The sequence below is a fragment of the Faecalimonas hominis genome, from assembly GCF_054660755.1.
Genome location: NZ_BAAHSH010000030.1, coordinates 1 through 23,437 on the forward strand (window position 1 = coordinate 1; position 23,437 = coordinate 23,437).

The following is a 23,437-nucleotide window of genomic DNA, read 5'->3' on the forward strand; positions in this document are numbered from 1 at the left end:
CTTTTCTTCATAGTCTCGATATGCACTATTTTTCCGGAAAAGGGTGCTTTGAATTTCTGGAAAGCATGCACTATTGCATTGGAATACTCAAATAAAGATTTTGACATTCATCCATAAGAGTCCTGACATCTGATTGCGAATATATGTATGGTGTAGGGCGCTCATGGACATTTTTAAAAATCAAACTATGTATAATCTCACTCTCGCGGTCGAAGGAATACACATACTTAGAAAACGGGCGTATTACTTCTATTTTTCGTCCCATAGTCTTATCTGACTGCTTACCGGAGGCAACCCATTTCAATACAATTTCAGTTGTTAAAGGACCATCATAATTAATAGATTGAGTATAAGCAGCAAAGCGTTTGAGTACAGTTGCTTCATGTGTCAGTTTAAAACCAAGGCTGTGCTTATATTCAAGATAATCTTTTAATTGTCGGGAGATTCTGTTACTTTCCATCACAATCACCTCCCGGCCAAGGTACTACAACCGCTTTTAAGTGTTCAAAATCCACTTTTATATAGGCTTTAGTTGAATCGAGAGATTCATGTCCAAGTATATCTGCTGTTAATTTAAGACCTGTACCATTATTGAATATCTTTGATGCCGCTGTCCGACGCAAAGCATGTGTTCCTTTCCAATAGCCAGTAATGTGTTCTTTTTCAAAAGCGTTACGAATAACGTATCGGACATTTTCACGGCTCATACAGGTGTACTGATTTACATACTTTCTTAAAAGAAGATGTTTTTCATCAGGAACAGAAGGTCTATAGCGAAGGATATATTCTTCCAGAAACTTTCCCAATTCAGCAGATAGAAGCAGTTATAGAAGATGTGCTGAGAATACCATTGGGACTTATGACGGTAACAGGTTATGAAAAGGGGATTGCAGGACATGAAGTTGTGGCAATCTTCGATAATATCAAGGTGCTAAAGCCAACAGGAAACGCACAGTATCAAGGCTTTCAGATTTTAATGAGTGGGAAAGGCTGTCGCAACTATGAGAATTTTTTACAACTCAATGGAGAAACGTGGTTTGATTTTTTAAACAGAGTTTGTCAGTATCATATCAATTTTCCTCGGATTGATTTGGCGATAGATGACAGAAAACCGTATTTGAGTATTCCCGATTTAATTGTAAGGACAAAAGAGGGATTGCTTTCTTCAAAGTTACGGGAGATAGATTTTCATGACTCGGGAGAATTGAAAGAGGAAGTGTTTCAGAGTAAGGGTGGCAGTCTTTATCTCGGCAGTTCAGCCAGTAATTTGAGATTGGTATTTTATGAAAAGGGATATGAGCAGAATAAAAAGTACGGAACAGAATTAGACGAAAATTGGAATAGATATGAATTGAGATTTCGGCAGGAAATGGCAGTTAGTGTAGTACAGGAATTATTGAAATATAGAGATGTGGCAGGACTGGCAATGGAAGTATTGAACAGCAAAATACGATTTTTAGAAAAGCCGACAGACAGCACGACAACACGAAAAAGGCTTTACCCAACCTATCAAGCGTGGGCGGAACTGATGAAAGATATAGGTAAGGTAACATTGATAACATCAGACCTTACATTTGAACAGGTTCGTGTATTTTCAGAAGCGTTGACAACAGATGAATTAAATAATGCGGCAGAGCCGGCAAATGATAATGTTGTTTTATGGCTGAATTTCGACGGACGCTTAGAAGATGATATTGCAACAGATGTAGATAAACGTATGTTAGAAGCGTTAGTAGACTATTGCTTATCATTAGAGAGTGGAGATTATCTCGAAGCAGGCTGGAGTGCAATGCAGAAACCATTGGAAACGGCGAAAACGGTTCTTGCAGACAAACAGGTAACAAGAAAAGAAGTGGCAGATGCAGAAAAAGCATTAAGTGAAGCAAAAGAAGCGCTTGTGTATGTAAAAGACTTAAAAGATGCAATTGATGTCGCAGACAAAGAAATTGTACCAAATAAGGATAAATACACAAAAGATTCTTACAAAGTATTTTCTGATGCGTTGAAAGAGGCGAAAGCAATTAGAAATAAAAAAGATGCTACTCAGGCAGAAGTAAACAAAGCAAAAATTACTCTGTTAGATGCACAGAATGCACTCGTAAATATTGCAGATAAATCGGATTTATCTAAAGCAATCAAAGATGCAGAGCAACTTCTGAAAAAAGAATCACTTACACCATCATCTGAACAAGAATTAAAAGCAGCAATTGAAGCGGCTAAGAAAGTAAATGATGATGAGAATGCTACTCAGGAAGCAGTAGACGCGGCAACTGAGGCGTTGAAAGAAGCGATGGGTGCAATTCGCACAATGGCAGACTTTAAAGAGTTAGAAAAAACTGTAAATAGAATTGACGAGATGAAACTTGACAAATACACAGAGGAAAGTGTGCAGATATTGAAAAAAGCATTAGCAGATGCAAAAGCAGTACTTGCAAATAAAGAATCTACACAGAAAGAAGTAGATGATGCATTATCTACACTTCTTGCAGCGGAAAAAGGACTCGTTAAGAAACAAGATGGTGGAAATAACGGTGGAAATAATGGGGGGAGCAATGGCGGAAATAATCAAAATAATGGAAACCATGGAAATCCTAACCGTCCTGTAAAAACAGGAGATACATCACCTGTTATGGCATTTGGCTTGGCAGCAGTTGCAACAGGCTTGGCAGGAGCGGTAGCGATGTATACAAAACGCAGAAAGAGAAGTTAATTTTTTTATAATGCTATCTTCAAAATCGGAAAAGAAGTGACGACTTATTTTAAGCATGATATAATTGGTTATAAAAAATGATAAATCGGAAAGGTAAAGGGGAAGAATAGTGAAATTTAATGCATTAAAAGTAGAAGACAAAACAGGGCGGGAAGTAATTTTGAGAAGTGCGGAGAAAAACGATGCTAAATCTTTACTGGAATATTTGAAGATAACAGCAGCGGAAACACCGTATTTAATCAGAGAACCTGAGGAAATTACACTGTCGATTGAACAGGAAGAAGAGTTTATCCAAAGAATAGAGGATTCCGAAAAGGAATTAATGCTCGTTGCAACGGTTGACGGAAAACATGTTGGAAACTGTTCTCTTATGAGCATGGGAGGTTTTAGAAGATACGGCCATAGATGTGATGTGGCGATAGCGTTATATCAGGAATACTGTGGAAGAGGTATTGGAAAAAAGATGCTTGAAACAGTTTTAAAAGTTGCAAAAGAGATTGGGTATGAGCAGGCGGAATTGGAAGTGGCAGCAGATAATAAGAATGCAATAGCACTCTATGAAAAACTTGGTTTTAAACAATATGGCTGTTTTCCCGATAATATGAAATATAGCAATGGAAAATATGCTGATGCTTACTGGCTGATGAGGAAATTATAGCAGGAATTGTAAAGATGTTTGAGAGGAAACGGAAATGAAGTATCATTATCTAGATATGAATGCATACAAAAGAAAGAAACATTTTGAATATTTTAGTACGATGGCGTATCCGTATGTCAGTGTAACGGTGAATGTTGATATAACGGAATTTCTCACGGAAATAAAACAGGAAAAGTTTTCGTTTTTTCTTTCTTTTTGCTATTGTGCAGCGAAAGCAGCCAATTCAGTGCCTGAATTTAGGCAGAGGATTCAGGAAAATAAAATTATAGAATATGACAGATGCAGAACATCTCACACAGTCTTTTTGGAGGACGGTACATATTGTTACTGTATGCTTGATTATGATAAATCATTTGAAGAATATTTGAGGTATGCAGTGCGGACACAGGAAAATGCAAAACAGGAGAAAAGTGTGGAAGATAAACAGGAAGATTTGAATGAACTGATTTTTATTTCTACTTTACCGTGGTTTTCCTATACGGCATTGAACAATCCCGTTCCAATCCCTGCTGACAGTAATCCGAGAATTACATGGGGAAAATATATCAAAGAGGATTTAAAGACGGTTATTCCGGTGACAGTGCAGTGCAATCATGCTTTGGTAGATGGAGTGCATATTTCACAATTTTTAGAAGCGCTGAAAAAGGAACTCTGTAAAGTGACTGAGAGTGTGAGAAAACAGGAGGGAAATAAATGACAATACGAGTTGCAGAAGAGAAAGATTACATACAGGTAGAAAACTTAATGAAACAGGTGCAGAATTTACATGTAGAGTTGCGACCGGATATTTATAAGCCGGAGGAAGTCGTTTTACCGAAAAAGGAGTTTATGGAGCAGGCAAAAAAGGAAGAAATTCTTGTTGCGGTGGAAGAGGAAAAGGTTGTCGGACTGTTGTCTTACATATTCCGCATGATTTCGGGAAAACGGTAGTAGAGAAAAAAGTGTTATTTATTGAATGTCTTGTCGTAGATGAGGAGTACAGAGGGAGGGGAATTGGGAGCAGATTGTTGGACTGTGCGAAAGAAATTTACAGAGAAAAGGAATGCAATGGTTTGGAATTACAGGTAAATGCGAGAAATATCGGAGCATGGGAACTGTATAAGAAATGTGGATTTCGGGAAAAAAGTATTAATATGGAGTTGGAATAAAGAATGGGCAGTGAATCGGAAAAAGGTTTACTGCCTATTTGCTTTTGAATCTTTCTTTTGAATCCGCACGGAAGTAATTGCAAGAAGTATGGGAATATGATACAATATTTAAGATTACGGTTGGAGGAAAAGCCGAGACCACTGAAAAGAACATTTGTACAAGTGTGTTTTTCAGTAGTTTCGGAAAACCAACTGAATGATATGAAAAAGGAGAACAATATGTTTAAAAAATTTGAAATGGAATTAGCCGGGAGAACACTTCGTGTTGATGTCGGCAGAGTGGCCGCACAGGCGAACGGTGCAGCGCTTATGCACTATGGAGAAACTGTTGTATTATCAACTGCAACAGCATCAGAAAAACCAAGAGAGGGAATTGATTTTTTCCCGCTTAGTGTAGAATATGAAGAAAAATTATATGCGGTAGGTAAGATTCCCGGCGGATTTAATAAGAGAGAAGGAAAAGCATCAGAGAATGCGATTTTAACTTCACGAGTAATCGACAGACCGATGCGTCCTCTTTTCCCGAAAGATTACAGAAATGATGTAACATTGAACAACTTAGTTATGTCAGTAGACCCTGACTGTAGCCCTGAATTAACTGCAATGTTAGGTTCTGCCATTGCTACGGCAATTTCTGAGATTCCTTTTGACGGTCCGACTTCAACAACACAGGTTGGATTGATTGACGGAGAATTTGTATTTAATCCGAATGCAGCACAGAGAGCAGTTTCTGATTTACAGTTGACTGTTGCATCTACAAGAGATAAAGTTATCATGATTGAAGCGGGTGCTAATGAAGTACCTGAAGATAAGATGATTGAAGCGATTTTCGCAGCACATGAAGTAAACCAGCAGGTGATTCAGTTTATTGATACAATCGTTGCAGAATGTGGAAAACCAAAACACGCATATACAAGTTGTGCGGTGCCGGAAGAATTATTTGAAGCAATGAAAGAAATCGTAACACCTGAAGAGATGGAAGTTGCGGTATTTACAGATGAGAAACAGGTTAGAGAAGAAAACCTTCGTGTTATCAGAGAAAAATTAGAAGAAGCGTTTGCAGATAACGAAGAGTGGTTAGAAATTTTAGGCGAAGCGTTATATCAGTATCAGAAGAAGACGGTTCGTAAAATGATTTTAAAAGACCACAAACGTCCGGACGGAAGAGCAATCGACCAAATCAGACCGCTTGCAGCAGAGATTGATTTGATTCCGAGAGTACACGGTTCAGCGATGTTTACACGTGGACAGACACAGATTTGTACAGTGACAACATTAGCGCCGTTATCTGAAGCGCAGAGAATTGACGGTTTAGATGAGGCAGAGACATCTAAGAGATATATGCACCACTATAACTTCCCATCATATTCCGTAGGGGAAACAAAACCTTCCAGAGGGCCGGGACGCCGTGAAATCGGACATGGTGCATTGGCTGAGAGAGCGCTTGTACCTGTGCTTCCTACAGAGGAAGAATTCCCATATGCAATTCGTACGGTATCTGAGACGTTTGAATCAAACGGTTCTACATCTCAGGCAAGTATCTGTGCGTCAAGTATGTCACTTATGGCTGCAGGTGTTCCGATTAAATCGGCAGTTGCAGGTATCTCGGCAGGACTTGTAACAGGAGATACAGATGATGACTACTTAGTATTGACAGATATTCAGGGATTGGAAGACTTCTTTGGAGATATGGACTTTAAAGTTGCCGGAACACACAAAGGTATTACAGCAATTCAGATGGATATTAAAATCCACGGCTTGACAAGACCGATTATTGAAGAAGCAATCGCTCGTACAAAACAGGCGAGAACATATATTTTAGATGAAGTTATGCACAATGCAATTGCAGAACCGAGGGAAGAAGTCGGACCATATGCACCGAAGATTCGTCAGATGCAGATTGATCCTGCTAAGATTGGTGATGTAGTCGGACAGCGCGGAAAGACAATTAATGCCATTATCGAACAGACAGGTGTTAAAATTGACATTACTGATGAAGGTTCCGTATCTGTTTGCGGTGTTGATGCAAAAGCAATGGAAGAGGCAATGAAGATGATTGCCATTATTGTAACAGATTTTGAAGCAGGACAGGTATTGGAAGGTAAAGTAATCAGCATTAAAGAGTTTGGCGCTTTCCTTGAATTTGCACCGGGCAAAGAAGGAATGGTTCACATTTCTAAAATTTCAAAAGAAAGAATCAATCATGTGGAAGATGTTCTTACATTGGGAGACAAAGTAAAAGTTGTTTGTCTTGGAAAAGATAAAATGGGAAGGATCAGTTTCAGCATGAAAGATGTTGTAGAAGAATAAAATAAAAACAAAGATAAAAGTGTTGAGAATGACTGAAAAGTTGTTCTTGGCACTTTTTTTGATTGGAAAGGTACTAAAAACAAAAAGTCCTCATATACTGTCTAAAGAGGTGGACAAGATGAAAGAACAGAAAAAACAGATTTTACAGGTATTAGGAAAGAAAATACAGTGTTGTGTAGAAAGGGAACAGTTTGATTTCTCAAATTTGCAGGAGATTCGATTAAGGGTAGGGAAACCGCTGACTGTTCTGTACAAAGGAAAAGAGAAACTTTTGATGAAAGTGGAACAGGAGGACGTTCGGGAAACGATGGAGTACATAAGCAATTATTCTTTATATGCATATGAAAATGAAATGCGTCAGGGATTTATTACGATTGAAGGAGGACATAGGGTAGGAATGGCTGGAAAAGTAGTAATGGAAGAAGGGAAGGTTAAAAGTTTAAAATATATTTCTTCTATTAATATAAGAGTAGCTCATGAGGTGAGGGGGTGTGCGGATAAGTTGTTTCCATATATTACTAAGGAAAGACAGATTTGTCACACGTTGATTATCTCGCCTCCAAGATGTGGGAAGACGACATTATTAAGAGATATGATAAGACAAATTTCGGACGGAAACAGGTGGGTAAAGGGAGTTCCCGTAGGGGTTGTAGATGAACGTTCGGAACTGGGAGGCTGTTATATGGGAACGGCGCAGAATGATTTGGGAATACGAACGGATATATTGGACTGCTGTCCGAAAGCGGACGGAATGTTAATGCTGATTCGTTCTATGGCGCCACAGGTGATTGCAGTAGATGAAATTGGAGCGAGAGAGGAGATAAGAGCAATCGAATACGCGCTCCATTGTGGCTGTAAGATGCTTGCGACGGCACATGGTGTTTCTATGGAAGAAATGAAAAAGAAGCCGTTTTTTGAACAGTTGATACGTGAGAAGAGATTTGAGAGATATGTGGTTTTAGGAAATGAGCATCATATGGGTGAGGTGCTGGGTATTTATGATGAGAATGGGGAGCGTATCTTTGAACACGTTGCAATCTGAAAGGCGGAGAAAAAGTGCTGAAATTAATCGGGTGTGTATTGATTATCTTTGCGAGTTCGGGAATGGGGTATTTAAAAGGAATGGAATTAAAGAAACATCTGGTGGAAGTGGAAAAAATGCGGCAGATGTTTTTAATGTTAAGAAGTGAAATCAGGCATATAAAATCTCCTCTTCCGGAAGCTTTTAGACATATAGGAAAAAGAATGGGTGGTGTCTATGAAAGCTGGCTTTTGGATTTATCGGAACAGTTGATTAGAAAATCAGGAGTGACTTTTATGGAACTGTGGTCAAATTCCATTGAGAAGCACTGGAAGGGCGGTAATTTAAAGGAAGGGGATATGGAGAAACTAAAAGCGGCGGGGGAGAATATGGGATATCTTGACGAGGAAATGCAGGTGGGAACGATTGATTTGTATGTGGAACAGTTAGAGCAGGAAATACAGCGTCTGCAAAATGAATTTGCCGTGGAAAAGAAATTATATCACTGTCTGGGAGTTATGGGGGGAATCTTTTTGGCAGTAGTTCTGATATAGAGGAGGAAAAGATGAGCGTAAATCTAATTTTTAAAATAGCGGCGGTGGGTATACTCGTTTCTGTGCTGAGTCAGGTGTTAAAACATAGCGGGAGGGAAGAACAGGCGTTTTTAACCAGTTTTGCAGGGCTGTTGCTCGTACTGTTTTGGATTTTACCATATATTTATGAATTGTTTGAATCAATTAAACGGTTGTTTTCGTTGTGAGAGGTAAACTATGGGAATTATACAGATAGGAGCAATAGGCGTTATCGGAGCAATTTTGGCAATTCAGTTTAAAAGCGGAAAATCTGAGTATGGCATTTATATCAGTATTGCACTCAGCCTGCTTATTTTTTTCAGTATTGTGGGAAAACTTGAGACGATTGTACAGGTTATAAAAAGTATCGGAGAAAAAATACAGATAAAAAGTACATATATTACGGCGTTGTTAAAAATGCTCGGTGTCACTTATGTGGCGGAGTTTTCCTCTGCGATATGCAAAGATGCGGGCTATCAGACGATTGCGCAGCAGATAGAAATTTTTAGTAAATTGACTATTTTAGCATTGAGCATGCCGATTTTGCTGGCTTTACTGGAAACAATACAGGATTTTTTAGGGTAAAGAAAATGAAAAAAATAGTATTGGGAGTACTTTTATTTTTCCTCTGCTTTCATATACAGGCAGTTGCCACGGAAATACAGGACAAAGACCGGGAGCAAGAACAGGCGGAAGATACACTGATGAAAGCGTTTGATTTCGGGGAAGTTAATCAGGTTTTAAAAGATATTTTGCCGGAAGATAAAATTGATTTTGGAGAAACCGTGAAATCGGTTATAAATGGAGATATGAAATTTTCTGTAGAATTACTGGAAAAACTTATCTCAGACCAACTGTTTTATGAAGTTCGTCAAAATAAAAAGACGATTGTTCATATTTTACTGATTGCCATTATTGCGGCAGTGTTTACCAATTTTTCCAATGTATTTCAGAATCAACAGATTGGGGAAATAAGTTTTTATGTGCTGTACCTGCTTTTGATTACCATTTGTCTGAGTACATTTCAGATTCTCATTGATAGTGTAGGAGCACATTTGGAAAACCTGACGATGTTTATGCGGGTGTTGGGGCCGTTGTATTTTTTGGCGGTTGCCATTTCAACAGGGAGCGGAACATCAATTATTTTTTATAATCTTCTTTTGTTTCTTATTTATATTGTAGAATTACTTATTTTGAATTTTTTGCTCCCTCTTCTGCATATCTATATGGTAATCAGAGTTTTAAACAATCTCTCGGCTGAGGAATATCTGTCAAAATTTGCAGAGTTAATTGAATTTATCGTGACGTGGACCTTGAAAACATTGCTGGCGGCAATTATCGGTTTGAATGTCATACAGGGATTGATTAGTCCGGCGATAGATTCGCTAAAGAGGGGAGTGTTGACAAAAGGAATGGAGGCTATCCCTGCCATCGGAGATGCGCTTGGCGGGACGGCGGAAATTATTTTAGGTACATCGGTTTTGGTGAAAAACGGAATCGGAGTAACCGGGGCGATTGTCTGCATTACAATTTGTGTCATTCCGATTTTGCAGATGTTTGTCATGGCTTTTTTGTATAAACTGACATCTGCATTTATCCAACCTATTTCAGATAAACGGATTGTAGGTTGTGTTTCGGGAATGGGAGAGGGCTGTCAGATTCTTTTGAGAGTAGTTTTCACAACGGGAATGTTGTTTCTCCTGACAATCGCCATTGTCACGGCAACTACAACGTAGAGGAGGGAGCATGTGTTTGCGTTTTTATATGAATGGATTAGGAATGTTGCCTTTTACATTGTTATTATCACTGCAGTGATACAAATTCTTCCAAACAATACATATAAAAAGTACATTCATTTTTTTACGGGATTGGTTTTGATCTTACTTTTGATGACACCCGTATTAAAAATATTAGGCATGGATAATCTGTCAAATCCCCTGCAGCAGGGAAAAGAATTTGAACAGAAGATGAAAGAGATAGAAAAAGAAACGGAATATTTGAATGAAGTACGGTTGGAAGACTATTTGGAAGAGGAGAACATAGAAGTGGAGGAAATACAGATTGGGGCTGAAACTAAATAAAATTCTTCAGAAAAAGCAGCAATGGCTTATCGTATTGCTTGTAGGTGTGTTGCTTGTGGTTATCGCAATTCCTTCAGAGAAGCAGGAAATAGAAGAGGAACAGATGCAGAAAACAACCGTAAAAACAGATACAACTTCCTATACGTCGCAGATGGAGAGAAAATTGGAGCAAGTGTTAGGGCAGGTGGCGGGTGTGGGAGAAGCGAAAGTGATGATTACATTAAAATCTACCGCCGAAAAAGTGATTGAAAAAGACGGAGAAAATACAAATCAGTCTGTGGAGGAAGAAGATGCGCAGGGTGGGGTAAGAACTACGAAAGATAACAATAAAAAGGAAACAACCATTTATGAAGGAGGGAGTGAGGAGCAGAAACCATATGTGAAAAAGGAGATGACACCGGAGATAGAGGGGGTTATCGTAATCGCGGAAGGCGGCGGAAATCCTACAACTGTTCAGAACATTACGGAGGCGGTTTTGGCATTATTTGATGTAGACACGCATAAAATTAAGATAATGAAAATGAATTAAAGAAAATAGGAGGATTATTTTGAAACGTCTATTTAAGAAAAATCAAATGATTATTACAACACTTGCAATTATGATTGCAATAGCAGGGTATCTGAATTATTCAGGAAAGATTTTCGGAGATAAGCCGGCAACGGAAACAAGCGGAGAACTTGCAAGTAAAGACTTATTAGATATTTCGGAAGAGACAACAGGGGATATTGAAAGCCATGACGGAGAAGTTGCGGACGGAAGTGTGGAAGGCACACCGGGGGAAGCTGTTCTGACAAACGGAGTGGTGGCAGAGGCAAAGGTGACACGGGAACAGGTGAGGGCAAAAAACAAAGAAACTTTGCAGGCGATTATAGATAACAAAAATATCAGCGAAGAGCAGAAAAAAGATGCCATTGCCCAAATGGTAGAGATGACGGCTCTTGCAGAAAAAGAAGTGGCAGTGGAAGCTTTGCTTGCATCTAAAGGATTTAAAAATGCGGTAGTAAGTTTAACAAAAGATTCGGCGGATATTGTTGTCGGAAAATCCGAACTGACAGATGCAAACAGAGCGCAGATAGAAGATATTGTAACAAGAAAAACAGATATTGCTCCCGCAAATATCGTTATCACACCAATTCACGAGAAAAAATAGTTTCTCCTTGAAAAAAAAGACAAAAGAGGGTATCATAAAAACTGCGATTGTGAAAAAGGAGAATACAAATGTCAAATAGAATAAATGAAATAAAGAAACGAAGAACATTTGCGATTATTTCGCACCCTGATGCAGGAAAAACAACATTGACGGAGAAGTTTCTGTTGTATGGAGGAGCAATTAATCAGGCAGGTTCGGTTAAGGGAAAAGCAACGGCAAAACACGCAGTGTCTGACTGGATGGAGATTGAGAAGGAGAGAGGTATTTCGGTAACTTCATCTGTACTTCAATTTAATTATGACGGATACTGTATCAATATTTTGGATACGCCGGGGCATCAGGATTTCTCGGAAGATACATACCGTACATTGATGGCTGCGGACTCGGCGGTTATGGTTATCGATGCGTCAAAAGGTGTTGAGGCACAGACGAGAAAACTGTTTAAAGTATGTGTAATGCGCCATATTCCTATCTTTACCTTTATCAATAAAATGGATAGGGAAGCGAGGGATACTTTTGAACTGTTGGACGATATTGAAAAAGAACTTGGAATAGCCACATGTCCGATTAACTGGCCAATCGGTTCAGGGAAAGAGTTTAAAGGTGTGTTTGACAGAGAACACGGAGAGATAGAATTATTCTCGGATACAAAAAAGGGAACAAGTGTAGGAGAAGTAAGAAAAGTTGCATTAAATGATTCCTCAGTGGAAACATTAATCAGTGAAGAACAGAGAGTGCAGTTGGAAGAAGAGATTGAATTGCTGGACGGGGCAAGTGCAGAGTTTGATCAGGAACTGGTAAATAAAGGAGAACTGTCACCTGTCTTTTTTGGTTCGGCGTTGACAAACTTTGGTGTGGAAACATTTTTACAGCACTTTTTGGCAATGACTTCATCACCGCTGCCGAGAAAGTCTGATGAAGGGGAAATTGATCCGATAAAAGAAGAAGATTTCTCAGCGTTTGTCTTTAAAATTCAGGCGAATATGAATAAGGCGCATCGTGACCGAATTGCGTTTATGCGAATCTGTTCCGGTGAATTTGATGCCGGTATGGAAGTGTTTCATATACAGGGTGGCAAAAAAGTCCGTCTGTCACAGCCGCAGCAGATGATGGCGAGTGAGAGAAAGATGGTTGACAAAGCCTACGGAGGAGATATTATCGGTGTATTTGATCCGGGAATTTTTTCTATCGGAGATACACTGACGACATCGCCGAGGAAATTTGCATATGAAGGTATTCCGACATTTGCACCGGAGCATTTTGCGAGAGTTCGTCAGGTGGATACGATGAAACGAAAACAGTTCATCAAAGGTATTAACCAGATCGCACAGGAGGGGGCGATTCAGATTTTCCAGGAATACAATACCGGAATGGAAGAAATTATTGTCGGTGTAGTAGGGGAACTTCAGTTTGATGTGCTGAAATACCGTCTGGAAAATGAGTATAACGTAGAAATACGCATGGAAAGACTGCCTTACGAACATATTCGCTGGATTGAAAATGAGGAATTGGATTTAGACAAACTCATCGGAACTTCAGATATGAAGAAGATTAAAGACTTAAAAGACAGACCATTGTTACTGTTTGTTCATAGTTGGAGTATTCGTATGACAGAAGAACGAAATGAAGGGCTTAAATTGTCCGAGTTTGGACGTTCTTAAACTTTGTCTTTGCAAACTGCAGTAAATTTGTTATAATAACAAGAGATAACAAACCAGTCAGGAGGTTTAAGATATGGGAAAAGAAGAAAGAAACGCTTATACGATACAATCAGATGAGAATTTGGGAGAAGTGAAGATTGCTGACGAAGTAGTGGCAATTATTGCAGGACTTGCAGCGATGGAAGTGGACGGAGTTGCTTCTATGGCGGGCAATGCCACAAGAGAGATTATCGGTAAACTTGGCATGAAGACATTGTCCAAAGGTGTGAAAGTGGACGTGTTGGAAGGAATTGTTACTGTCTGCATGAACTTGAATTTAAAATACGGATATAGCATTAGGGAAATTTCAGGAAAAGTACAGGAAAAAGTGAAAACTGCGATTGAGAATATGACAGGGCTTACAGTGGCAGATGTCAATATCCGCATTGCAGGCGTGGAAATGGACGCACAGTAAACGTGAAAGGAAAACAGTTTTTCTGTTTTCCTTTTTTTATTAATGATTCGGCATTGGATTTGCTTATAAAATGTAGTATAATATATAAATTAGAAAGATATTAAATGAAGAGGATAACAGAGAGGATAAAATATGGGAAGAACAGAATTAAGACAACATATCTTTAAAATACTATTTTTAATAGAATTTAACGGAAGAGATGAGATGTCCGAACAGATAGAACTTTATTTAGATAATTTGGAAGAATTGTCAGAGAAAGACAGAGCATATATAGAAAATAAATATCGGTCGGTTGTGGAGAAAGTAGAAGAGATAGATGAACTTTTGAATGCAAATGCGACAGGGTGGAAGACAGCGAGAATGAACAAAGTGGATTTGACAATTCTTCGTCTGGCGACATATGAACTGAAATGGGACGAAGACGTTCCGGTAGGAGTTGCAATTAACGAGGCAGTTGAACTTGCGAAGAAATACAGCAGTGAAGAAGGTCCGTCATTTGTCAATGGTGTACTTGGGAAATTAGTAAATTAGGAGTAGTCCAATGCGCAATGTATATTCGGTTAAACAAGTCAATTCATATATTAAAAATATGTTTACACAGGACTTTATGTTAAACCGTATTTATGTAAAAGGGGAAGTATCCAACTGTAAATATCATACATCAGGTCATATCTATTTTTCTTTAAAAGATGAGTCCGGAACGTTAGCCTGCATTATGTTTGCAGGACAGCGGGCGGGGCTTACTTTTCGTATGCGGGAAGGTCAGCAGGTCATCGTTCTGGGCAGTGTCACAACTTATGAAAGAGATGGAAAATATCAACTTTACGCCAAAGAAATAATTTTGGACGGTGCAGGTTTGCTATATGAAAAGTTTGAGGCGTTAAAGAAAGAACTGGAAGAAATGGGAATGTTTGCGCCGGAATATAAGCAGCCGATTCCCTTTTATGCAAAGCGAATTGGGATTGTCACGGCACCTACGGGAGCGGCAATTCGTGATATAATGAATATTGCATCAAGAAGAAATCCGTATGTGCAACTGATTTTATATCCGGCGCTTGTGCAGGGAAAAGATGCATCGGAGAGCATTATAAAAGGTATCGGAATGCTGGAAGCAAAAGGGGTAGATCTTATTATTGTCGGCAGAGGCGGAGGCTCAATTGAGGATTTGTGGGCATTTAATGAGGAGAGTGTGGCGAGAGCAATTTTTAACTGTGCGGTTCCGATTATCTCAGCGGTAGGGCACGAGACGGATACGACCATTGCGGATTATGTTGCGGATTTAAGAGCGCCTACTCCGTCAGCGGCGGCAGAACTTGCAGTGACGGAATATAGTCGGTTAGAGGAGACGATGTATGATTATGAAGTGCAGTTAAAGAGAAACTTAAGGCAGTTTCTTGCGGCAAAAAGATTGCTGCTCAGACAGTATGCAATCCGTATGAAATATTTGCAGCCGTACAATCGCCTGCGGGAACAGAGACAGCAGTTAATCAATATGGAAAAAAAGATACAGAGTCTTATGCAAAAAAAACTGGACAGGGCGAAATACAATTTTGCCGTACGTTTAGAAAATATGAAGGCTTTATCTCCTTTACAGAAATTAAATCAGGGATTCGGATATGTGACAGACGAGAGCGGAAAGACGGTTAAAAGTGTTAAACAGACAGAAAAAGGGAATACTTTAAAGATACAGATGAAAGACGGAATACTTTATGCAAAAGTAATGGATAAAGCAGAGGAGGAAATAGATGGAAGAGAAGACGCTGGAAGAAGTTTTTAGTCAACTGGACACAGTTATACAGGATATGGAAAGAGAAGACATATCTTTGGAAGAATCTTTCCGTTTATATCATGAAGGTATGCAGATGTTAAAAGTATGTAATGAAAAGATAGATACGGTTGAGAAGAAAATGTTGATTTTAGACGAAGAAGGGACAGAGCATGAATTTTAACGAGTTAAGAGAAGCAAAAGTGACGGAGATAGAAAACATTCTAAGAAAATATTTACCGGATTCTTCGGGACATCAGGAAAAGATTATGGAAGCTATGGAATATAATCTTATGGCGGGAGGAAAAAGAATCCGCCCAATGCTGATGAAAGAAACATACGAAATGTTTGGAGGAACAGGGAAAATTATAGAGCCGTTTATGGCGGCAATAGAGATGATTCACACGTATTCCCTGATTCACGACGACCTTCCGGCTATGGATAACGATGATTACAGAAGGGGAAGAAAGACAACCCATATCGTATATGGCGAGGCAATGGGCATACTGGCAGGAGATGCTTTGCTAAATTATGCTTTCGAGACAGCGTCAGAGGCATTTGATATGGACAGGGACAACGGTTACCTGATCGGAAAGGCGCTTCAGATTCTTGGAAGAAAAGCGGGAATTTACGGCATGATAGGCGGACAGGTGGTTGATGTGGCGGCATCGGGAAAAGCGGTGGATAAAGATGTTCTGGATTTTATTTATGATTTAAAAACCGGCGCGTTGATTGAGGCGTCTATGATGATTGGAGCAATTTTAGCAGGAGCGACGGAGCAAGAGGTGAAAATCATAGAAAGCGCGGCAAAAAAGGTGGGATTGGCATTCCAGATTCAGGACGATATTTTAGATGTCACAAGTACGAAAGAGGTGCTTGGGAAACCGATACACAGCGATGAAAAAAATGAAAAGACAACTTATGTAACATTAGAAGGATTTGATCAGGCAAAAGAGCAGGTGGAAATACTTTCGACAGAGGCGATTGATTTGATGAAAGGATTGAACAGAGAAAATCTGTATTTGATGACTCTTTTGGAAAAATTGATTTACAGGGAAAAATAAAGGAGTACGCATATGGTACTGGAGCGAATTCAAAAAGAAAATGATATAAAAAAACTGAATGGGCAGGAACTTTCTGTTTTGGCAGACGAGATTCGCACATTTCTCATTGAAAAGATTAGTGTTACGGGGGGACATTTAGCTTCCAATTTAGGAGTGGTCGAACTTACAATGGCTATGCATCTGGCGTTTGACCTTCCGCAGGATAGAATGATTTGGGACGTAGGTCATCAGGCGTACACACATAAACTGCTGACAGGAAGAAAAGCGGGTTTTGATGATTTGCGAAAACACGGAGGAATGAGCGGATTTCCGAAGAGAAAAGAAAGTGATTGCGATGCTTTTGACACAGGTCACAGTTCCACATCTATATCTGCGGGGCTTGGATATGTGGAGGCAAGGGAAATCCTGGGGGAGAAACACCATGTGATTTCCGTGATAGGTGACGGTTCTCTGACAGGAGGAATGGCATACGAAGCGTTGAATAATGCTTCCCACCTGAATAGTAATTTCATTATTGTGCTGAATGACAATAATATGTCCATTTCCCAAAATGTAGGGGGAATGTCCAAATATCTTGACAGTCTTCGCACAGCAGACGCTTATACGGGATTGAAAAAAGGAGTGGAATCAGCGTTAAAGCAAGTTCCTGTTGCAGGGAAACCTTTAGTTTCACATTTAAAGAAAACAAAAAGCGGTATCAAACAACTTTTTGTGCCGGGAATGTTTTTTGAAGATATGGGAATTACCTATCTCGGACCGATAGACGGACATGACATAAAAGCGTTGTACAGAACTTTTGAGGAAGCGAAAAAATTAAATAATGCCGTGCTGGTACACGTTATTACGAAAAAAGGGAAAGGGTATCTTCCTGCGGAAGAGTTTCCTTCTAAATTCCACGGGACGGGGCCGTTTGCAATTGAGACAGGAGAAGCGCTGGAGAAGAAGAAAAAAGACACATATACGGACGTTTTTGGAAAAGTGATGTGTGATTTGGCGGCAAAAGATTCTAAAGTTGTGGCAATTACGGCGGCGATGTCAGACGGAACGGGACTTTCCGAATTTTCCCGCAGATATAAAAAACGATTTTTTGATGTGGGTATAGCGGAAGAACATGCCGTGACTTTTGCGGCAGGGCTGGCAGCGGGAGGATTAAAGCCAGTATTTGCGGTGTACTCTTCTTTTTTACAGAGAGCGTATGATCAGTTGATTCACGATGTGGCACTGCAGAATTTACCTGTCGTGTTTGCGGTAGACAGAGCGGGAATCGTAGGAAACGATGGAGAAACGCATCAGGGTATTTTTGATTTGTCGTTTTTGTCAAGTATTCCAAACATGACAATTATCTCTCCGAAAAATCGTTGGGAACTGGCGGATATGATTCGCTATGCGATTCAGTATGAAGCGCCGATTGCCATACGATATCCGAGAGGAACAGCCTACACGGGATTAAAAGAATATCGTAAGCCGATTGCGTTTAAAACGAGTGAGACAATTTACGAAGAGGACGGCATTGCCATTTTCTCTGTCGGACATATGATGGAAGTGGCGGAAAAAGTGCGGGAGAGATTAAAAGCAACCGGTTACAACTGCAGTCTGATTAACAGCCGGTTTGTCAAACCGATTGATGAACATATTTTGGAAGAGATGGCAGAAGAACATACGTTATTTGTAACAATTGAGGAAAATGTTCTGTCAGGCGGCTACGGTGAAAAGGTGCAGGATTATGTGATGGAGCAGCAACTTTCCGTGGAAGTATTGAAAATAGGTGTTCCTGATGAATATGTGGAACACGGAAACATAGATGTTTTGCGAAAAGAGATTATGTTAGATGAAGAATCAATTGTAAAACAGATTATTACACAGTATATTGGGAGATAAGAAAGAGAATGAAAGAACGTTTAGATGTATTGCTTGTAAAGAGAAATTTAGTGGAATCCAGAGAGAAGGCTAAAGCGATTATTATGTCCGGAAATGTATTTGTGGAAGGAGAGAGAGAGGATAAAGCAGGTACAACCTTTTCGGACGAGGTACAGATTGAAATAAAAGGGCATACGCTGCCATATGTAAGCAGAGGCGGATTAAAACTGGAAAAAGCAGTTGCAAACTTTGATGTAGATTTGGAAGGAAAAGTGTGTACCGATGTAGGTTCTTCTACAGGAGGATTTACAGACTGTATGCTCCAAAATGGCGCGAAAAAAGTGTTTGCCATCGATGTGGGAAGAGGGCAGTTAGCGTGGAAACTCAGACAGGACGACAGGGTTATCTGCATGGAAAAGACAAATATACGCTATGTGACACCTGAAGATTTGGGAGAAAGAATTGATTTCTCTTCCATAGATGTTTCTTTTATCTCTCTGACAAAAGTCTTACTGCCTATCCGAAATTATTTAAAGGAAGACGGTCAGATCGTGGCTCTGATAAAACCACAGTTTGAGGCGGGAAGAGAAAAAGTAGGGAAAAAAGGCGTTGTGCGGGAGAAAAGCACACACCATGAAGTAATTGAAACTGTTGTATCCTATGCGGTATCCATTGGATTTAAAGTGTTAAATATTGACTTTTCACCAATCAAAGGACCGGAAGGAAACATTGAATATTTACTTCACATTCAAAAGACAGAGAATGCGGGAACACTGGAAGACGTTGATGTTGATTTAAAAAGTGTTGTGGATAATGCGTTCGATACATTAGCAAAATAAGGGCGTGTAAATCATGGATAAATTTTATGTTATCACAAACCATACAAAAGATGAGAACTATGAGGTAACAAGAGCGATTAAAAAATATATAGAGGATAAAGGGAAAATATGTATACTGGACAGTGAACGGACAATTCCCGATGATACGGAAGGGGTGCTAGTCATTGGCGGAGATGGGACGCTGATTCAGGCGTCAAGGGAATTGCTGGATAAAAAAATGCAACTGATCGGCATCAATTTGGGAACACTCGGATATTTGACCGAAATAGAGATGCAGACAGTTTATCCGGCGCTTGACAGTTTGATTGAAGATAAGTATACAGTGGAAGAAAGAATGCTGCTAAAGGGAATTCTGCCAAACGGAAGAGAAGATGTTGCGTTAAATGATATCATTGTAACCCGTTATGGTTCTCTGCGGCTGATTGCTTTTCGCGTATATGTAAATGGGGAATTACTTAACACATATCAGGCGGACGGAATTATCCTCTCCACACCTACGGGTTCAACGGCATACAATTTGTCTGCGGGGGGACCGATTGTGGAGCCTACGGCATCACTGATTGTATTGACACCGATTTGTTCGCATGCTCTAAATACGAGCAGTATTATATTATCGGTGGAAGATGAGATCGTTATTGAAATTGGAAGCAGAAGAGAGAATGAAGTGGAAGAAGCGGTGGTTGCCTTTGATGGAACGGACATCTTAAAGATGCGGACGGGGGAACGAATACGAGTAAAAAAAGCAGATGAAACAATGAAACTAATGAAGATAAATCAAGTGAGTTTTTTAGAAACGCTTAGAAGAAAAATGAAAGGAAACTAAAAATGAAAGTAAACAGACATGCAAAAATCGTAGAACTGATTCACAAATATGATATTGAAACCCAGGAAGAACTGGCGGATTACTTAAATGAAGCAGGATTTCAGGTGACACAGGCAACAGTTTCCAGAGATATTCGGGATTTGAGACTGACAAAAGTACCCACAGGCACGGGAAAACAAAAGTATATCGTACTCCGCACACCAGATGAAGACTTGAGGGACAAATATCGCAGAGTCTTGCAGGACGGTTATATTTCCATGGATAAAGCGCAAAACATTCTTGTTATCAAGACGGTTCCCGGAATGGCGATGGCTGTCGCAGCAGCATTGGACGCAATGAAATGGCATGAAGTAGTGGGCTGTATCGCAGGAGACGATACGATTATGTGCGCAATACGAAGTGAGGACGCGACGACAGAAGTGATGGAGAAAATCAGCAAGATTGTTTTTCAATAGGAGAAAAGAATGTTACAAAATTTACACATAAAAAATCTTGCCCTGATTGATGAGATTGAGGTCGATTTTGAAGAAGGTCTGAATATACTGACAGGGGAAACCGGTGCGGGAAAATCTATTATTTTGGGTTCTGTTCATTTGGCGCTCGGCGGGAAATATAATGCCGATATGCTGAGAAAAGGGGCGTCATACGGACTGGTGGAACTGACCTTTCAAATCAGGGAAGAAGAATGCAAAGAAGCGTTGGAAAAACTGGATATATTCCCGGAAGAAAATGAAGTTGTATTCAGCCGTAAATTAATGGAGGGACGCAGTATCAGCAGAATTAACGGAGAGACTGTTTCGATAAACAAAGTGAAAGAAGCAGCAGGTATACTGATTGACATTCACGGACAACATGAGCATCAATCCTTATTATATAAGAAAAATCATTTGGATATATTAGATGCTTTCGCAAAAGAGGATATTTCCGAGCTGAAAGCGGAGGTAAAGAGAAAGTATACTGTGTACAAAGCGCTCAGGGAAGAAGTTGAACAGGCGAAAACTGATGAAGCGGAAAGGGCAAAAGAGATAGATTTTATTCAGTTTGAAGTGGCACAGATTCGTGATGCGGGGTTAAAGCCGGGAGAAGACAGTGATTTGGAAGAACAGTATAAAAAGATGATAAATGGCAAGAGAATTGTGGAGAATGTAGATGAAGTTGCCGGATATATGGGCGCATATGACGGGAATGGAATTAGCGACATGTTGAACAGGGCAATTCGCTGTTTGGGAGAAATTTCTCATATGGATACTTCCGTTGCCGCATTGCACGGACAACTTTCGGACGTGGACAACCTGTTGAATGACTTTAACAGGGAACTGTCCGAATACAGACATACGCTGGAGTTTTCTGAGGAAGAGTTTTATGAGACGGAAACAAGGCTGAATGAAATCAACAGATTGAAAGCAAAATATGGACAGACAATCGAGGAAATTCTCCGCTATTGTGAGGAGAAAGAAAATCGTTTAGAGAGATTAAATGATTACGACAATTATGTGGAGCGGTTGCAGAAAAAATATCGTGCGGCAGAGAAAGAACTGGAGAAAGTAACGGAAGAGTTGTCGGAGGGACGAAAGAAAGCAGCGACTTTATTGAGGGACGCCATTGAGGAAGGACTTTTGGAACTAAACTTTTTGGAAGTACGGTTTGAGATTGCTTTTGAAGAGATGAAGGAGTTTACCGCCAACGGAAAAGATGCCGTTGAATTTTTGATTTCCATGAACCCGGGAGAAATGGTGAAACCGTTGGGTGAAGTGGCGTCAGGTGGTGAACTGTCGAGAATTATGCTTGCGATTAAAACAGTTCTTGCCGATAAAGATGCAATAGAAACATTAATTTTTGATGAAATAGATGTGGGAATAAGCGGACGTACCGCTCAGAAAGTTTCCGAAAAAATGTGTGTTATAGGGCGAAAGCACCAGGTGATTTGTATCACTCACCTTGCGCAGATTGCGGCCATGGCTGACACGCATTTTGCCATTGAAAAAAAGGTAGAAGGTGGAAAAACAAAAACAGAGATTACAAAATTGTCGGAAGAACAATCCGTACAGGAATTGGCAAGAATTCTCGGAGGTGCAAAAATTACGGACAAAGTCATCGAAAATGCCGTTGAGATGAAAAAACTTGCTTTAAATGTTAAATAGTGCCAGTGTAAAAAAAATAAAGATTCACATACTAAAACAGATATTCAAAAAGAGTATCTGTTTTTTTACTATTTTTAAGGAGGTACAAACAGTGAGAAAATACTGGTATCGCAGGTGTCTTATCATTATTCTTGTGTTTACAATGGCTATGGGGAGCGGAATGCTCATTACGGAACAGCAGCGCAAACAGGAAGTGAGCGTGGAATCCATATCAAATGATTTACTTATTCCCGGGGGTGTGCCTGTGGGAATCTATATGGAGACGGACGGTGTGATGGTTCTTGGAACGGAGAAGGTAAAGTCGGTGGACGGAGCAAAATATGAGCCGGCAAAAAGGCTGGTAAGACCGGGAGATTATATTCAGGAGATAGACGGGGTAAAAGTCAAAAATAAAAAGGAACTGATGGAAGAGGTGTCAAAGGTAAATCCTTCGGGAGTTGTGCTGAAGTTGAAGAGGGGGAAGGATACCTTGTCGGTAAAAATCCGTCCGGTAAAATGTAAAGGTAAATCATATAAACTTGGCATATGGGTTAGAGATAATACACAGGGACTGGGAACGATTACGTTTTTAAATGGAAACAGCAAGTATGGGGCGCTGGGACACGGAATTCACGATATGGATACGGGAAAACTGCTGCAGATGTCTTCGGGAAGGCTTTATGAAACAAGTATACAGGATATTAAAAAAGGTGTGGACGGTGAACCGGGAGGAATGGAAGGAATTATTGTCTATAATAAATACAATGTTTTAGGAAACATTGAGAAAAATACAGAGGCAGGTATTTATGGACGAATGGATACGATTCCCCAGGAATTAAAAAAACAGGAACCTTTGCGAATAGGAAAAAAAGAGGAGATTGAAGAAGGAAGTGCGACAATCAGATGCTCGGTTGACGGAGAATTAAAGGAGTATTCCGTTCGTATTACAAAAGTTGATTTACATGAGAGGGAAGTCAACAAAGGGATTGTTCTGGAAGTAACAGATAAAGAATTACTGGAAAAAACAGGAGGGATTGTGCAGGGAATGAGCGGAAGTCCGATTATACAGAATAATAAGATTATCGGAGCGGTTACGCATGTGTTTGTACAGGATTCGGCAAAAGGATATGGGATTTTTATTGAAAATATGCTGAGGAATGTAAAATAAGAAGAAAAATGTCGAAATCGTCCGACAATATTTTC

The 23,437-nt window shown here is 39.8% G+C and carries 28 protein-coding genes and 1 pseudogene; 27 read left to right on the forward strand and 2 right to left on the reverse strand.

The genetic code is table 11. The features are described from left to right. Window positions 1-70: 70 nt before the first annotated feature. Both ACYQ35_RS06035 and ACYQ35_RS06040 read right to left on the reverse strand, forming a co-directional pair. A complete protein-coding gene (locus ACYQ35_RS06035) occupies window positions 71-460 on the reverse strand; it encodes a hypothetical protein (protein WP_459831168.1) in 390 nt (129 codons plus the stop codon). Next, complete coding sequence (locus tag ACYQ35_RS06040; protein ID WP_459831171.1) at window positions 450-806, reverse strand: tyrosine-type recombinase/integrase; 357 nt, start codon at window positions 804-806, stop codon at window positions 450-452. Before ACYQ35_RS06040 ends, ACYQ35_RS06035 begins: the two co-directional genes overlap by 11 nt. Between ACYQ35_RS06040 and ACYQ35_RS06045 the strand changes: the two are divergent. From ACYQ35_RS06045 to spoIVB, 27 genes and pseudogenes are all read left to right on the forward strand, one after another. Continuing rightward, window positions 785-1,555 (forward strand): annotated as a pseudogene (locus ACYQ35_RS06045) (replication initiation factor domain-containing protein); the annotation flags it as partial. The gene ACYQ35_RS06040 and the pseudogene ACYQ35_RS06045 overlap by 22 nt on opposite strands. A 162-nt stretch (window positions 1,556-1,717) precedes the next feature. Continuing rightward, entirely contained in the window at window positions 1,718-2,710 is a 993-nt protein-coding gene (locus tag ACYQ35_RS06050; RefSeq protein WP_459831256.1) for a hypothetical protein, read from the forward strand. A 109-nt stretch (window positions 2,711-2,819) separates the two neighbouring features. After that, on the forward strand, window positions 2,820-3,368 hold the full coding sequence (locus tag ACYQ35_RS06055; protein WP_009757191.1) for a GNAT family N-acetyltransferase: 549 nt from the start codon (window positions 2,820-2,822) through the stop codon (window positions 3,366-3,368). A 34-nt stretch (window positions 3,369-3,402) separates the two neighbouring features. Beyond that, the gene (locus ACYQ35_RS06060) at window positions 3,403-4,065 is read left to right on the forward strand and encodes a CatA-like O-acetyltransferase (protein WP_459831175.1); all 663 of its coding nucleotides are present in this window, start codon (window positions 3,403-3,405) and stop codon (window positions 4,063-4,065) included. Beyond that, on the forward strand, window positions 4,062-4,298 hold the full coding sequence (locus ACYQ35_RS06065) for a hypothetical protein (protein ID WP_459831178.1): 237 nt from the start codon (window positions 4,062-4,064) through the stop codon (window positions 4,296-4,298). Before ACYQ35_RS06060 ends, ACYQ35_RS06065 begins: the two co-directional genes overlap by 4 nt. Window positions 4,299-4,309: 11 nt before the next feature. Next, entirely contained in the window at window positions 4,310-4,516 is a 207-nt protein-coding gene (locus ACYQ35_RS06070) for a GNAT family N-acetyltransferase (protein ID WP_459831182.1), read from the forward strand. Window positions 4,517-4,735: 219 nt separating this feature from the next. Further along, window positions 4,736-6,826 (forward strand): polyribonucleotide nucleotidyltransferase, encoded by a 2,091-nt coding sequence (locus ACYQ35_RS06075; RefSeq protein ID WP_459831184.1) that lies wholly within the window; start codon window positions 4,736-4,738, stop codon window positions 6,824-6,826. Window positions 6,827-6,944: 118 nt separating this feature from the next. Next, complete coding sequence (gene spoIIIAA, locus ACYQ35_RS06080) at window positions 6,945-7,868, forward strand: stage III sporulation protein AA (RefSeq protein ID WP_459831187.1); 924 nt, start codon at window positions 6,945-6,947, stop codon at window positions 7,866-7,868. 14 nt (window positions 7,869-7,882) lie between these two features. Further along, window positions 7,883-8,401: a stage III sporulation protein AB gene (locus tag ACYQ35_RS06085; protein ID WP_009757186.1), complete on the forward strand. Its 519-nt coding sequence runs from the start codon at window positions 7,883-7,885 to the stop codon at window positions 8,399-8,401. Window positions 8,402-8,412: 11 nt separating this feature from the next. Continuing rightward, entirely contained in the window at window positions 8,413-8,607 is a 195-nt protein-coding gene (spoIIIAC, locus tag ACYQ35_RS06090) for a stage III sporulation protein AC (RefSeq protein ID WP_009757185.1), read from the forward strand. 10 nt (window positions 8,608-8,617) lie between these two features. Beyond that, window positions 8,618-9,004 carry a stage III sporulation protein AD gene (gene spoIIIAD, locus ACYQ35_RS06095; RefSeq protein ID WP_459831191.1) on the forward strand — a complete coding sequence of 129 codons (387 nt, stop codon included), beginning with the start codon at window positions 8,618-8,620 and terminating at the stop codon, window positions 9,002-9,004. A gap of 5 nt (window positions 9,005-9,009) precedes the next feature. Further along, entirely contained in the window at window positions 9,010-10,155 is a 1,146-nt protein-coding gene (locus ACYQ35_RS06100) for a stage III sporulation protein AE (RefSeq protein ID WP_009757183.1), read from the forward strand. A 12-nt stretch (window positions 10,156-10,167) separates the two neighbouring features. Beyond that, entirely contained in the window at window positions 10,168-10,500 is a 333-nt protein-coding gene (locus ACYQ35_RS06105) for a stage III sporulation protein AF (RefSeq protein WP_009757182.1), read from the forward strand. Continuing rightward, the gene (locus tag ACYQ35_RS06110) at window positions 10,481-11,029 is read left to right on the forward strand and encodes a stage III sporulation protein AG (protein ID WP_009757181.1); all 549 of its coding nucleotides are present in this window, start codon (window positions 10,481-10,483) and stop codon (window positions 11,027-11,029) included. Before ACYQ35_RS06105 ends, ACYQ35_RS06110 begins: the two co-directional genes overlap by 20 nt. Window positions 11,030-11,048: 19 nt before the next feature. Next, entirely contained in the window at window positions 11,049-11,651 is a 603-nt protein-coding gene (locus tag ACYQ35_RS06115) for a SpoIIIAH-like family protein (RefSeq protein WP_459831196.1), read from the forward strand. A 68-nt stretch (window positions 11,652-11,719) separates the two neighbouring features. Continuing rightward, window positions 11,720-13,312: a peptide chain release factor 3 gene (locus tag ACYQ35_RS06120; protein WP_009757179.1), complete on the forward strand. Its 1,593-nt coding sequence runs from the start codon at window positions 11,720-11,722 to the stop codon at window positions 13,310-13,312. Window positions 13,313-13,385: 73 nt separating this feature from the next. Beyond that, window positions 13,386-13,766: an Asp23/Gls24 family envelope stress response protein gene (locus tag ACYQ35_RS06125; protein WP_009757178.1), complete on the forward strand. Its 381-nt coding sequence runs from the start codon at window positions 13,386-13,388 to the stop codon at window positions 13,764-13,766. 132 nt (window positions 13,767-13,898) lie between these two features. Further along, window positions 13,899-14,297 (forward strand): transcription antitermination factor NusB, encoded by a 399-nt coding sequence (gene nusB, locus ACYQ35_RS06130; protein ID WP_009757177.1) that lies wholly within the window; start codon window positions 13,899-13,901, stop codon window positions 14,295-14,297. Window positions 14,298-14,307: 10 nt separating this feature from the next. Continuing rightward, window positions 14,308-15,543 carry an exodeoxyribonuclease VII large subunit gene (gene xseA / locus ACYQ35_RS06135; RefSeq protein WP_459831203.1) on the forward strand — a complete coding sequence of 412 codons (1,236 nt, stop codon included), beginning with the start codon at window positions 14,308-14,310 and terminating at the stop codon, window positions 15,541-15,543. Continuing rightward, window positions 15,512-15,715, forward strand: a complete 204-nt coding sequence (xseB, locus tag ACYQ35_RS06140; protein ID WP_009757175.1) for an exodeoxyribonuclease VII small subunit — start codon at window positions 15,512-15,514, stop codon at window positions 15,713-15,715. The genes xseA and xseB overlap by 32 nt, the downstream gene beginning before the upstream one ends. Beyond that, the gene (locus ACYQ35_RS06145) at window positions 15,705-16,595 is read left to right on the forward strand and encodes a polyprenyl synthetase family protein (RefSeq protein ID WP_009757174.1); all 891 of its coding nucleotides are present in this window, start codon (window positions 15,705-15,707) and stop codon (window positions 16,593-16,595) included. The genes xseB and ACYQ35_RS06145 overlap by 11 nt, the downstream gene beginning before the upstream one ends. Before the next feature lie 12 nt (window positions 16,596-16,607). Then, complete coding sequence (gene dxs, locus ACYQ35_RS06150) at window positions 16,608-18,473, forward strand: 1-deoxy-D-xylulose-5-phosphate synthase (RefSeq protein WP_459831208.1); 1,866 nt, start codon at window positions 16,608-16,610, stop codon at window positions 18,471-18,473. An 8-nt stretch (window positions 18,474-18,481) separates the two neighbouring features. Then, on the forward strand, window positions 18,482-19,291 hold the full coding sequence (locus ACYQ35_RS06155) for a TlyA family RNA methyltransferase (protein ID WP_459831211.1): 810 nt from the start codon (window positions 18,482-18,484) through the stop codon (window positions 19,289-19,291). A gap of 13 nt (window positions 19,292-19,304) precedes the next feature. Beyond that, window positions 19,305-20,114 (forward strand): NAD(+)/NADH kinase, encoded by an 810-nt coding sequence (locus ACYQ35_RS06160; RefSeq protein WP_009757171.1) that lies wholly within the window; start codon window positions 19,305-19,307, stop codon window positions 20,112-20,114. A gap of 2 nt (window positions 20,115-20,116) precedes the next feature. Then, window positions 20,117-20,569, forward strand: a complete 453-nt coding sequence (gene argR / locus ACYQ35_RS06165) for an arginine repressor (RefSeq protein ID WP_009757170.1) — start codon at window positions 20,117-20,119, stop codon at window positions 20,567-20,569. A gap of 9 nt (window positions 20,570-20,578) precedes the next feature. Further along, window positions 20,579-22,255 carry a DNA repair protein RecN gene (gene recN, locus ACYQ35_RS06170; RefSeq protein ID WP_459831216.1) on the forward strand — a complete coding sequence of 559 codons (1,677 nt, stop codon included), beginning with the start codon at window positions 20,579-20,581 and terminating at the stop codon, window positions 22,253-22,255. A 91-nt stretch (window positions 22,256-22,346) separates the two neighbouring features. Next, window positions 22,347-23,402, forward strand: coding sequence for a SpoIVB peptidase (gene spoIVB, locus ACYQ35_RS06175; RefSeq protein ID WP_009757168.1), 1,056 nt, complete (start codon window positions 22,347-22,349; stop codon window positions 23,400-23,402). The last annotated feature ends 35 nt before the right edge of the window (window positions 23,403-23,437 follow it).